11 protein-coding genes are annotated in these 12,828 nt (G+C 55.6%); 5 read left to right on the plus strand and 6 right to left on the minus strand.

What is annotated here, in order from left to right:
- Window positions 1–9: 9 nt before the first annotated feature.
- Window positions 10–1,056 carry an ABC transporter ATP-binding protein gene (locus RBB44_RS12890; protein ID WP_306147746.1) on the minus strand — a complete coding sequence of 349 codons (1,047 nt, stop codon included), beginning with the start codon at window positions 1,054–1,056 and terminating at the stop codon, window positions 10–12.
- Window positions 1,057–1,115: 59 nt separating this feature from the next.
- Window positions 1,116–2,024, minus strand: coding sequence for an aminoglycoside phosphotransferase family protein (locus RBB44_RS12895; protein ID WP_306147747.1), 909 nt, complete (start codon window positions 2,022–2,024; stop codon window positions 1,116–1,118).
- 266 nt (window positions 2,025–2,290) lie between these two features.
- Between RBB44_RS12895 and RBB44_RS12900 the strand changes: the two genes are divergently transcribed.
- The 3 genes from RBB44_RS12900 (at window position 2,291) to RBB44_RS12910 (ending at window position 7,799) form a co-directional block, all read left to right on the plus strand.
- Complete coding sequence (locus tag RBB44_RS12900; RefSeq protein ID WP_306147748.1) at window positions 2,291–3,871, plus strand: trimethylamine methyltransferase family protein; 1,581 nt, start codon at window positions 2,291–2,293, stop codon at window positions 3,869–3,871.
- A 62-nt stretch (window positions 3,872–3,933) separates the two neighbouring features.
- Window positions 3,934–6,369 carry an FAD-dependent oxidoreductase gene (locus RBB44_RS12905; protein WP_306147749.1) on the plus strand — a complete coding sequence of 812 codons (2,436 nt, stop codon included), beginning with the start codon at window positions 3,934–3,936 and terminating at the stop codon, window positions 6,367–6,369.
- A 53-nt stretch (window positions 6,370–6,422) separates the two neighbouring features.
- Window positions 6,423–7,799, plus strand: a complete 1,377-nt coding sequence (locus RBB44_RS12910) for a Xaa-Pro peptidase family protein (protein ID WP_306147750.1) — start codon at window positions 6,423–6,425, stop codon at window positions 7,797–7,799.
- Window positions 7,800–7,818: 19 nt separating this feature from the next.
- On the opposite strand, the gene RBB44_RS12915 is transcribed toward RBB44_RS12910, so the two are convergent.
- The gene (locus RBB44_RS12915; RefSeq protein ID WP_306147751.1) at window positions 7,819–8,115 is read right to left on the minus strand and encodes a hypothetical protein; all 297 of its coding nucleotides are present in this window, start codon (window positions 8,113–8,115) and stop codon (window positions 7,819–7,821) included.
- A 105-nt stretch (window positions 8,116–8,220) separates the two neighbouring features.
- Complete coding sequence (locus tag RBB44_RS12920) at window positions 8,221–9,132, minus strand: LysR family transcriptional regulator (protein ID WP_306147752.1); 912 nt, start codon at window positions 9,130–9,132, stop codon at window positions 8,221–8,223.
- A 170-nt stretch (window positions 9,133–9,302) separates the two neighbouring features.
- Here RBB44_RS12920 and RBB44_RS12925 point away from each other — a divergent pair, with 170 nt between their 5' ends.
- A complete protein-coding gene (locus RBB44_RS12925; RefSeq protein WP_286183412.1) occupies window positions 9,303–9,437 on the plus strand; it encodes a hypothetical protein in 135 nt (44 codons plus the stop codon).
- Between the two features lie 16 nt (window positions 9,438–9,453).
- On the opposite strand, the gene RBB44_RS12930 is transcribed toward RBB44_RS12925, so the two are convergent.
- Together RBB44_RS12930 and RBB44_RS12935 are read right to left on the minus strand one after the other, a co-directional pair.
- Window positions 9,454–10,281 (minus strand): phosphate/phosphite/phosphonate ABC transporter substrate-binding protein, encoded by an 828-nt coding sequence (locus RBB44_RS12930; RefSeq protein WP_306147753.1) that lies wholly within the window; start codon window positions 10,279–10,281, stop codon window positions 9,454–9,456.
- Window positions 10,278–11,204: a fatty acid desaturase gene (locus RBB44_RS12935; protein ID WP_306147754.1), complete on the minus strand. Its 927-nt coding sequence runs from the start codon at window positions 11,202–11,204 to the stop codon at window positions 10,278–10,280. The genes RBB44_RS12930 and RBB44_RS12935 overlap by 4 nt, the downstream gene beginning before the upstream one ends.
- A 280-nt stretch (window positions 11,205–11,484) precedes the next feature.
- On the opposite strand from RBB44_RS12935, the gene RBB44_RS12940 reads away from it, so the two are divergent.
- Window positions 11,485–12,813 carry an FAD-binding oxidoreductase gene (locus tag RBB44_RS12940; RefSeq protein ID WP_306147755.1) on the plus strand — a complete coding sequence of 443 codons (1,329 nt, stop codon included), beginning with the start codon at window positions 11,485–11,487 and terminating at the stop codon, window positions 12,811–12,813.
- The last annotated feature ends 15 nt before the right edge of the window (window positions 12,814–12,828 follow it).

Here is a 12,828-nt window from a genome sequence, read left to right on the forward strand (position 1 = left end):
GCAAGCCAACTACTCCGGCAATATCCATCCACGGAGTATGTCCAGAGACAGAGTTTCACCGGTCACAGCCGGGCGATTGAGGGTCATCAACAACGGCATTGAGAGCCCATCGAGGGCTACAAAAACCTCCCAGAACCCGCCGCGGTAAATCGTCCGCTCAACGGTTGCTTTGAGGCCCTGCCCACCAACAGATGGAACCAAGTGCTCGGGCCGCAGCATCAACGTTGCTGAACCGGTTCTGGTACCAACAGGGCAGTCCACGTCGACCCGGTGCCCGGCAAGTGTAATATTCGCGTGCCCGGCTTCCACATGGTTGACCTCAACGCCAACAAGGCTGCTGCGCCCGATAAAACTGGCAACCTTTCGCGATGTAGGGCGCCGGTAAAGCACATCGGGCTCGGCAACCTGCAAGATCTCGCCGTCCCACATAACCGCAACCTGATCGGCGAGTGCCATAGCTTCACGCTGATCGTGAGTGATGAACAGTGTCGTTGCGCCACTGGCCTTGTGAAACGCCGCAAGCTCTTCCTCCATGGCACCGCGCAAGTGCGGATCAAGGTTCGCAAGCGGCTCGTCCATCAACACTGTTTTTGCGCCCTGCGCCAAACAGCGGGCGAGCGCAACCCGCTGACGCTGCCCGCCAGAAAGATCAGCCGGTTTCCGGTCGCGAAGTGCCGTCAATTCCACCGTGGCAAGGTGTTCATTGGTGCGTGTTTTGATGTCGGACTTTTTCAAGCCAGACGTTTCCATCGGAAAGGCGACATTTTCAGCAACACTCATGTGTGGCCAGAGAGCGTAGGACTGGAATACGACGCCGGTTTGCCTCCGTTCCGGCTCCATATGGTAGCCGTCTCGAGCGACTGTTGCGCCGCCCAGCGCGATTTCTCCACTGTCGATCGGCTCAAGTCCGGCGATCGTACGCAACAGTGTGGACTTGCCGCAGCCGGAAGGACCAAGCACCACAAAAAATGTGCCCTCCGGGATCGAAAGAGATACGTCATTCAGAGCCTTGTGTGACCCGAACGACTTGGTAACGGACGCAATTTCAATAGACATATGACCCCGTTACCGGCTTCCTATGACAGCCGGATTACACCCGTCCATGGTCGCTTCGTTCACTTTCCGCGCAGTCTGAGGAGAAGATCGACCTCTTCTTCCAGTGCACGTGCATAGGCACGTGAGGCCGGAGCGTTTTCGTGGGTCAGGGTTTCCTGCCGAAACAGACAATATGCGGCCAATCGCCAATGGTAGGCGGATCGTTCAGCCAAAAAACGATCAACAATCGCGCGGTCCGGATAATGCTCCAAAAACAGGTCCTCGGCATAAAGGACGAGTGGCTTCAGGCCATAAAGCGTGAGGAGACCGGGAGAGAGAAAACAAGCGATGTCTTCAACGGGATCGCCGAGACCAGCATATTGCCAATCGATCAAAGCGGGTCCTGCCGCTGTCATTTGCACTGTGCCGAGGCAAAGGGACCTATGAATCAAAATGTGTTGGGGTACCGCAGGCACCTCAATTGAACTGTCATTTGGCCGGAGACGTTTCAAATTGGCAGCCCGGCGGCTATCCGGAATCTTTTCCAGAATAGCATCAGCATGAGCGAGCACCTGGTGATACCCAGACGGCACCATTCTGACTTCCTCTGGTGCAAGCTCCAGAGCTGCAAACCGCCCAAGCAGCAGAGCCGCATCACGCACATCAATTTCAGCTTCCGAGCCGCGTTCATATCCATAAATCACTAAGGGCGACCCAGCTGGACTGTCTAGAAAACACTCCAAACGCGGCGCCAATCGATGACGCTCCAACAAGGTCAGGGCAGTCGCTTCTTCCTGGGGCAGCGTCGGATAGAGCGGATTGTTCTCAAGGCCCGGAAAATACTCCTTGATGACATAATCGCGCTCGCGCGTTTGGAGACGCCAAAACCGGTGTGTGTAGGAACTCGGAAGAGGCCGTAGCCGCGCTCCGCCCAGATCCCCGAACGGATAGCGGCCTTGCAAAAAGTCCAGCAATTCAGCGTCGGTCATCCTGTCAGTCACGCAACACCATCAAAATTCACTTCAATTTTTTGAAGCCTTTGCAACGCAGACGTCAAGCTTCGTCAATAGCCGGGCAGACTCGATTGACCGCCGGATCCGGAAATGTCGCGAAAGTGGCAACCGCCGTCGTTCTGAGACGCCGTGGAAAAATGACCCTCTCGATTAAGGTTGAACGACAGGTTTGGGCAGACATCTGCTCACGGCCCCAAAGTCTTTCACGCTCTGTGTATACGGCCACGGAAAGGTGTCTCGCCATGTCCAGTCAGCTCGATCTTGTTGAGACCACGGAAGCGGCGCCAGTAAGGCGTGGCCGCCGCCGGCGCGGGGGTGGAGACAAAGCGGGCCCGGAGCTTTTCCCTCAAAAGCCTTTCAAACAACCCCGCCACATCTACAAACCTGTGGAGGCTGTCTCCGCTGATGAGCTGGAGTCCATTCACGAAGCTTCAATGCGGGTGCTCGAAGACATCGGCATCGACTTCCTTCATGAGGAAGCAAAAGGTATTTTGAAAGCTGCTGGCGCGGATGTGACACCGGGATCAGACCGGGTTCGCATGGACCGGGCTATGGTTGAAGAGCTCGTCGGAAAAACGCCGAACCAGTTTACGGTTCATGCCAGAAATCCAGCGCATAATTTGACTCTTGGCGGCGACCATATTGCCTTCTCCTGTGTCGCAAGTGCACCGAATGCTGTCGACCGCGAGGGTGGGCGCAGGCCCGGAAACCAGGCGGACTATCGCAATTTCCTGAAGCTTGCGCAGTTCTTCAACATCATTCACTGCGTCATGGGGTATCCGGTCGAACCGGTCGACATTCACCCCTCTGTTCGGCATCTGGATTGTGTGTCCGACATGATCCGCCTGATGGACAAGGTGTTTCACATCTATTCGCTCGGCAAGGAACGGAATCGCGATGGTCTGGAGATGACCCGCATCGCGATGGGGTTATCGGAAGAAGAGTTCCGCAAGACCCCGAGCGTTATCACCATCATCAATTCTTCCTCCCCGCTTCGGCTCGATACGCCGATGCTCCAGGGCCTCATCGAAATGGCACGGGCCGGACAAGTGAGCGTTCTGACGCCGTTCACGTTGGCGGGCGCAATGGCTCCTGTGACGGTCGCGGGAGCATTGACACTCCAAAATGCCGAAGCACTCGCCGGCATCGCCTTCACCCAGATGGTCAATCCCGGCGCGCCGATGGTCTATGGCGGTTTTACCTCGAATGTGGACATGAAATCCGGCGCACCGGCCTTCGGAACGCCGGAATATATCAAGGCCGCCCTCGTCAGCGGACAACTTGCCCGGCGTTACGGCCTTCCGTTCCGCACCTCCGGCGTGTGCGCGGCCAATACTGTCGACTATCAAGCTGCACTTGAAACGACATTGTCAGAGTGGGGTGCGATCAATGGCGGCGGCAACCTGATCAAGCATGCCGCCGGATGGCTCGAAGGTGGCCTATCGGCCGGGTTTGAGAAATTCATCACGGATATCGACCTCCTCCAGATGCTGGCCGAATATCTGACGCCCCTCGATGTGTCGGAAGAGGCGCTTGCCATCGAGGCTATCCGCGACGTGGGGCCGGCTGGGCATTTCTTTGGAACCGAGCACACTCAGGCGCGCTACAAGGATGCATTCTACGCTCCGATCGTTTCCGATTGGCGCAATTATGAGACGTGGCAAGAGGCGGGCAGCCCGGTCGCGTACGACAAGGCGAATATGCTCTACAAGAAGGCACTTGAGGCCTACGAAGCCCCGGCACTTGATCCTGCAATCGATGAAGAACTCTCTGCCTTTGTCGCAAAACGCAAGGAAGAAGGCGGCGCGCCAACCGACTTCTAACGAGCCAATTTTGACATGCCGCGCTTTAAGCGGATGAAACTGACTTTTTGGAGCAATTGAGAATGAAGTCCCATACTCAGGTCGTCGTGATTGGTGGCGGTGTCGTTGGCTGCAGTGTGCTCTATCACTTGACCAAGCTTGGCTGGAAGGACGTGGTCCTGGTCGAGCGGAGCGAACTCACATCAGGTTCCTCTTGGCACGCGGCGGGCGGCTTTCACACGCTCAACGGTGACCCGAACGTCTCCCAGCTTCAAAGCTACACGGTCGATCTCTATAAGGAACTGGAAGAGATCTCGGGCCAGTCCTGCAGTTTGCATCTGACCGGTGGCGTGATGCTGGCAGACACTCCCGAGCGGATGGATTTTTTGCGCCTCGCCCAGGCCAAGGGCCGGTATCTCGGCATGGATCTGGAACTGATCTCGGTCTCTGAGGCCAAGAAGATGTTTCCGATCCTCGATGAGAAATACTTCATCGGCGCCTTATGGGATCCGATTGAAGGACATCTCGATCCTTCGGGCACCACCCACGCCTATGCAAAGGCGGCGCGGATCAATGGCGCAGAGATCTATCGGCACACCAAGGTTGAGGAGATGGTACAGACCTCGGAAGGCACCTGGGATGTCATCACCGACAAAGGCACCATCCGGGCTGAACATGTCGTCAACGCGGGCGGTCTCTGGGCCCGCGAATGCGGCCGCATGGTCGGGATAGAATTGCCGGTGCTCGCCATGGAGCACATGTATCTGCTCACCGATGAAATGCCCGAAGTCGTCGCGCATAACGAGGCAACCGGCAAGGAGCTGATTGGCGTCCTTGATTTTGGCGGTGAAATCTACACCCGACAAGAAGGCAAGGGCATGCTGCTTGGCACTTACGAGCAGAATTGCCGCCCCTGGAGCCCGAAGGAAACGCCCTGGGATTTCGGGCACGAGCTCTTGGCACCGGACCTTGACCGGATCTCTCCGGAACTCGAAGTCGGCTTTGAGCATTTCCCAGCCCTGCAAAACGCCGGCATCAAGCAGATCATCAACGGCCCGTTCACCTTTGCCCCGGACGGCAATCCATTGGTTGGCCCGGTGCGGGGCCTCAAGAACTACTGGGTTGCTTGCGGCGTCATGGCCGGCTTCAGTCAGGGCGGCGGCGTTGGGTTGACACTTGCTAACTGGATGATCGACGGCGATCCGGGCTACGACATCTGGGGCATGGATGTTGCCAGGTACGGTGACTGGGCGACACTTGCCTACACGAACAAGAAAGTTCAGGAGAACTACAGCCGCCGGTTCCGCATCCGCTTCCCGAACGAAGAATTGCCCACCGGGCGTCCGCATCAGACAACACCGCTCTACGACAAGATGTTGGCGCAAGGGGCTGTCATGGGCGACAGTTGGGGGCTTGAAACACCCCTCTGGTTTGCTCGAGATGGTGAGCCAGCTGAAGATGTCGTCTCGTTCCGGCGATCAAACGACTTTGAAGCGATTGGAGCGGAATGCCGAGCGGTACGATCAGGGGTTGGCATTACCGAAATCGCCAATTTCGCCAAGTACAAGATCACCGGCGCAGGAGCCGAGGACTACCTGTCCTACCTGATGACCAACACCATGCCGAAGGTCGGACGGATTGTGCTGACGCCGATGCTGAACGAAGCCGGCAAGCTGATCGGCGACTTCACCATCGCCCGCGCCAGTGATGAGACGTTCTACATGTTCGGGTCAAGTCAAGCCGAAGTCTATCATATGCGGTGGTTTGAGAAGCATTTGCCGGATGATGGCAGCGTTGCAATTGAGGCCATCAACCTTGGCTGGGTGGGTCTTTCCATTGCAGGCCCTAAGGCCCGCGATGTCCTTGCCAAAGTTGCCGGTGACGATGTCTCCAATGACGCTTTCCGGTTTATGGACTTCCGCGAAATGGACATCGCGAATGCGCCCTGCAAGATCAATCGGATCAGCTACACCGGTGACCTTGGCTACGAGATCTGGATGACACCGGAATACGAGCGTCAGGTCTACATGGCTCTAATGGAAGCCGGGGCGGAATTCGGCATCCAAAACTTTGGCATGCGCGCGCTGCTCGCCATGCGCCTGGAAAAGAACTTCGGGACTTGGTTCCGGGAGTTTCGCCCCATTTATGGTCCATTCGAAGCCGATCTTGGGCGGTTCGTAAAACTTGGCAAAAACAATTTTATTGGCCAGGAAGCCGCGCGCAGGGAATACGAGGATGGGCCGAAACGATCACGGGTTTCCTTCGTCGTCGATGCACTCGATGCCGATGTAATGGGCGATGAACCGATCTGGCACGAGAACGATGTGATCGGCTGGATCACATCGGGCGGCTACGCACACCATGTCGAGAGGTCTTTGGCTCAGGGCTATGTCCCCAGCGAGTTTGCGGGAAACACGGATGACGGAGCCTTCGAGATCGAAATTCTCGGAGAGCGCCGCAAGGCCACCCTCATCACGGATCCATTGTTCGATCCCAAAGCGGAACGTATGCGGATGTAGACGGGACACGGCATTTGCGGGATTGACCAATTGGCGGAGGAGAGCAGGCGGTCATGAATACGGAACACTTTGGCCGGCACCGGCGAAAAATCATGCCGGCCGTCTTGCCCGATCATCCTGGTGATGCAGCCGGATACGAGGCGCTGTCGGCCTACGCGACTGAAAAAGCCTCTGTGCTCAATCGTCATGTCCTTGGATATGGTGAGCTTGCAGAAACCGAGTGGTCAGCGCTTGGCCTTGCCGCACCTGACCTGGATGCCGTTCGCGAATACCGGCTTCAACGGATTCGCCAACAGCTCCAGGCCTTCGATTTAAGCGCAGCTATACTGTGTGACCCGCTGAACGTTCGGTATGCGACCGACAGCACCAACATGCAGGTCTGGAGCACTCATAATGCTGTGCGCTACACGCTCGTGACGCTTAACGGCCCGGTCATCGCCTTCGACTTTCACAACTGCGAACACCTGTCCGCGCACAACATGCTCGTTGATGAAGTCCGCCACGGTGTGCCCTGGTTCTACTTTGAAGCCGGACCGCGGTCTGCGGAACTTGCTCAGAAGTGGGCTGATGAGCTGGCCGATCTGATCAAGACTTATTGTGGCCCAAACGCTCGGATCGCCGTCGACAAATGCCGCCGGGAAGGCGTTGCAGCACTTCAAGGCCATGGTATGACGCTGCACGACGGTGAAGAGGTCATGGAACTTGCCCGTGCCGTTAAATGCTCCGACGAAATCAAGGCGATGCGCCGGTCCATTGCTGCCTGTGAAGCTGCAATGTCGGAAATGGAAGCGGCCCTCCGGCCGGGCATGACGGAATGGGATCTTTGGGCGCTGTTGCATGCAGGGAATATCCGACGCGGCGGCGAGTGGATTGAAACGCATCTGCTCGCTTCCGGCCCACGCACAAATCCCTGGTTTCAAGAAGCCTCAGCGCGTGAAATCAAATCCGGTGAGCTGGTCGCCTTCGACACCGATCTTGTTGGGCCCTACGGCATGTGCTGCGACATTTCCCGCACGTGGCTGTGCGGCGACGGACAACCGACCAACGAGCAGAGATCTCTCTATCAAATGGCGGTGGATCAGATTGAAGCGAACATAGAAATGCTCGCGCCAGGGCGCAGTTTCTTCGAGCTTTCACACAGCGCCAAGAACCTACCGGAAGACTATCAGGCGAATCGATACTCGGTTCTGTTTCACGGTGTTGGCCTGTGTGATGAATACCCGGCAGTCCCCTACCCCGCAGACTGGGCGAGCGGTGGATACGATGGGGTATTGGTACCTGGAATGGTGGTCTGTGTGGAAAGCTATATTGGCCGCCATGGCGGACATGAAGGCGTAAAGTTGGAGGAGCAACTGCTCATCACAGAAACTGGCTATGAACGCCTCAGCACGTATCCATACGATACCCGGTTGATGGGATGTCAGATCTGACGGCCTATTCCAACCAAGACTACTTCAGACGGACTATCTTGGCACCAAGGCCACGCACGTAGTCATCTTGGCTCATGACGACCACATTGGTCTCATTTATTTCTGTTTGCCGGAGCTCCAGCGGCGTCTTGCCACCTGGATTGATGATCACTTTGCGGGTTGGCGGCAGACCGCGGAAAACCAACACGCCCGCTTCCTTGGTCACGATGGCGCCGTACGGCTCGTCATGAAGGATACGGGTTGTGTCGCCCGCATAAGCCGATCCGGCAACAACGATCGCCGCCGCAGCGACAATAGTTTTTGTCAGGATATTCATTTGAGCGCCTCTTCGCTGAATACACTTTTGCAATTCGCGAAAGAGTAACTCTTTGTTAACTATGTGGCGATCCGTTTTTACGGATTGTTAACTTTATGGTTAATGTCATCCGGATGCGAGCGCACCGCCAAGCGTGATCTCCTTGAAACACTCCTCCACATGCTCGGCAAAGGCATGGGTCGCGCGCCCAGCGCGCGGACGCTGCTTCATGATGATATGATAGTCGCCAATCTTTGGCAGCCCGTGACGATCATCAAGGACTTGAAGGGGTGGCTCAACAACACTGGCCGGAAACGGTGCAACTGCGAGATCCGCCAACAAGGCCGCTTCCTGCCCCGCGCTATGAAAGCTTGTGTATGAGATGCGATAGGGTTTCTGGGCCGCGTCCAGCGCAATCCGGGCCGCACGGCGCCATGGACACCCAGGGGTCGACACGGCCAATGGAAGCGGATCCCGGTCGTAGGCAATCCCCCCCTCCAAACCCACCCATACAAGTGGTTCAGAAAACACGACATCCGTTCCCGTTGGCATCGGTGCTCCAGGACGGACCGTTGACAGTACAAGATCCAATTCGCCCTTGCGAATTTTATCATCCAACGCCGGACTGCCGTCCAGATGCACGTCGACATTCACGCCGGGATGAGACCGGGCAAAGCGGGACAGGAAATTTGGCAAGAAGCGTGTCCCAAAATCCGCCGGTGCGCCGAACCGCACTTCACCCTCGACAGATGGCGAAACAAACAGACTCACAGCCTCTTCGTTCAACATCAATATCCGGCGAGCGTATCCCAGCAATGCCTCACCTTCTGAAGTTAACCGCACAGCGCGACCCTCCCTTGCAAAAACTGCAACGCCGAGAATGGTTTCCAACTTCTTAATCTGCATGGAAACGGCAGATGGCGTCCGGCCAATCAGGTCAGATGCTTTTGAAAAGCTTGAGGTTTCAGCGATGACAAGGAACGTTCGATAAAGATCCATATCGATCAGTTCAGTTCCTGTCCCTGGCAATTTTTCCATAGGTGAATTCCGGATTTTCTGAGTTCAATTTTTTTGAACAAACCGATGAATACTATTCGATTGATTGAACCGCAAGTTATGCCCATATAGCAGTCAAGCGGCCCGTTATTTAAGCAGCGGACCGCACTTTCAAAATCAAACTTCGAACTGAACTCAGGATTGGGAAGATCATGACCTATCTTGCACAAGCCCTCGGCACCAACCTCATGGGTGTTGTCTCCGGCCGCTCCGCTGCTGAACTCGCCCGTATGAACCAGACTCTGCGTCTGGGCGAAGCTGCAAAAGCTCGTATCCTCGGCCGCTAATTGCCGAGTGGAAGCATCAAACAAGGACGGAGTAGTTTCGCGCCCTTGCATCAGCTTCCATATCCAGGATGACTTGATAGTCAGCCAAAGACAGTTTTGAAAAGCCGCAAATGCGAAGGCGTTTGCGGCTTTTTTCTGTCTGCGGATTTGAAAGAACACGAGACACCGCGGCGGATATCTCCGCATGTGTTTCCGCGCCCAGATGCATTGAGGTTATGAACGGCAAACCTGGAACTTGCGCGGTTTGCGCTAAAGCGCGCAGTTGGTTGGCAAGCCCAGGCTTTTCTTGTTCAGCAAGGGCCCAGCACACCCCGTCAATGGCCGCAACATCAGCCCGCCCCTTGGCAACAGCGTCCATCGACGCCAAGTGACCACCACTTTCTACGACGCTTTCAAAGTAGGGGCCCCCATCCGACATCGGTGCGATGGTATCTCGAAACGCATTCATGCCAGATTGACTGTCCGGACCGTTGAAGACAGCGCGCGCTCCCTTCAGATCGGGCAAAGATTGAAATGGGTTGTTTTTCTTGACCACAATCTGGCTGCAATACTTAGCACCAGTACATCCAGTGGCCCTGTAGTGCGGTGCCCCCAGAAGATAGACCTTGCCAGCCAGTTTGTGCGTGAGGGGATACCCGCAGGTCTGCGCGAGAAGCAAGGCCGGATCGGTCCACATATCATAAAGGCTGATCTCAGGATCCCAGGGTTCCAAAGCAGACGGCGCAATGGCCAGCGCGCTGCAGATCTCATCCGTCAGCGCTGCTTCTATTTCTTGTGTTTCACTAGCCACTTCCGGCCAATCGTACATCGGCAACCGAACCGGCCGGAATGGTCTTTGGGTCATGATGGTGGCAGTGCGCGACCGGCGTCGGCATTCCGAACGAGAGGATGTGGAACAGGTTCCTTGACCTTGAAAAGGAAGGCTTTGACCATTTGCAAATAACTCTTGAACACATACCCCTGATTGCGCGCTTGCCATTCGTCCCGAGCGTCGTGGTACAACTTCGGAAGCGTATACCAAGGCGCCCGTGGGTGCGAATGGTGCACGATATGTAGATTATTGTTTAAGAAAAGCAGCGAAAACAGAGGGCAAAACTCTACGATCACAGATCGCGCCTCGGCATTTTCGTGAGCCCTGTGCTCTGCGTAAGTGCGCAACATCAACAAACTCATTCCGGGATAGGCTACTCCAAATATGTAGAGCCAGAGGGGGATGCCGCCAACAAACGATAAGAACGCCAGCACGAGAAGCAGGCCCACCAGATGATGCGCCCATGCTCTCGCTACACCGCTGTCTCCGGACGCTACTGCGCGAATTTCCGATCCATAGAACCCGACCAAAGACACAGCCGGACCAATCAGCAAGCGGCCGGCAAGTGTGTTGTTCAAGGTCAATACAAGTCGCAAGGCCCAAGGCATTTTCTGCCAGTCTCCCCAGGCGAGGTAAAAACTCTCCGGGTCATCGTAAGGATCCGTCAACCGATCGTCATTGTGGTGGCGTAAGTGCAGCGTCTTGAACCGGCGATACGGGATAAACAACCCGAAAGAACAATAAATCAGGGCTTCATTGAACCTCGCATTTCGGGTCGGATGGCCATGCAGGACTTCATGCTGAAGGGAAGATTGAAGCGTCACAAGCAGGGCAGCCAGCGGACAGACGATCCAGCCTCCCCAGTCCGAATAAAACGAAATGACCAAAGTCCAAGCCGCCGTTGTGGCCATAATCAGCGCCAACGTCGGCCACTCGCAGGATTTCCCAAGCGGCACGCTTTCCCCCAAATAACTGATACATTTTGAAAAACCGAAATGGTTTGGGGAGGATGCAGAGTTGGTAATTTGCATTCAACGAGAGACTTGGGAACAAAGTCTACAAAGTATAATTTTCAAAACGTAATGATGCATCTTGTCTATTTTGCTGAATAATTTCTGCAAGTAAGCCATATCGAGACGTTTGTAATGACCGAAAAGCGACAGTCGTAGCCGGATTTCTTTCTGGACAAATCAAGCCACGGGTCATGATCTTGTCATCGCTGTACTGGAGACCATCATGAACGCCCAATCAAACGCCGCTAAAGCTTTGCAATTCGATGCCGTTATCATCGGAGCCGGGGTCATCGGTTGCGCAATCGCATTCAATCTCGCCAAACGTGGCTATCGTACGCTGAACATCGACAAATTACCCGCCGCTGGCTACGGCTCTACATCCAGTTCTGCAGCCGTTATCCGGACGTATTATTCAACCCTTGATGGGTCAGCGATGGCCTATGAGGGCTACCACACCTGGAAAAACTGGCCCTCTTATCTGGAAAGCGATGATGCCTCCGACCTTGCCCGGTTTATCGAAACCGGCACACTCGTCATGAAAACCGAAGCCAATGGATATTTGGCAAAGGTTCTCAAAAGTGCAGACCAGCTGGGCATTTCCTATGAGCATTGGACTGCTGATCAAATCCGAGACGCGATGCCGGGCTATGACCTTCAGCGCTTTGCGCCAGCCAAGTCTATGGAAGACGACACCTTCGGCCAGCCAGCTGGCGGCGAGATTTCAGGCGGAGTTTATTTCCCGTTTGGAGGGTATGTCGACGACCCGCAGCTCTCGGCCCGTAATCTGAAGGATGCGGCTGAAAAACACGGTGCCACCTTCATGTTCAAGACTTCGGTGACCGAGATATTGGTCGCAGAAAATCGCGTGACTGGCGTTGAGCTGGAAACTGGACAACAAATCTCTGCGCCAATCGTCGTGAATGCTGCCGGCCCGCATTCCGGTAAGGTGAACTCCCTGCTGCCAATCGATCCCGGCATGACAATCCGGACCCGCCCCCTTCGGCAAGAAGTGGTTCAAATATCTCCACCCAGCGATCTGGGCTATTCGCGGGAAGGTCTGATCGTATCCGACAACGACATTGCCTGTTACATAAAGCCTGGAAGCGGCGGCCAACTGATGATCGGCAGTGAAAACCCGGCCTGCGATGCACCGCATGAAGTCGATCCGGACGATTTCTCCAGAGACTTAAGCGACCGCGCACTCACGTATGCTTACCGCTATTCCCAAAGACTGCCGAACCTGGGCGTTTCACAACACCCGGTCGGCATTGCCGATCTGTACGACGCGACGGACGACTGGCTGCCCATTTACGACTGCACCGATGTTGGAGGCTACTATCTTGCAATCGGAACCAGTGGCAATCAATTCAAGAATGCCCCTGTGGCCGGTGAGCTGATGGCCGAACTGATCGGCTATTGCGAAACCGGCAATGCTCACGATGAAGCCCCTTTGCAGTTTCGATTGCCAAACATCGGTTACACGATTAACACGGCGACTTTCTCCAGAAAGCGTCCGGTCAATCAGGACAGCTCGTTCTCGGTGCTCGGGTAATACATCATCGACCGC

This window comes from Roseibium sp. MMSF_3247 (genome assembly GCF_030733765.1).
Classification (GTDB): domain Bacteria; phylum Pseudomonadota; class Alphaproteobacteria; order Rhizobiales; family Stappiaceae; genus Roseibium.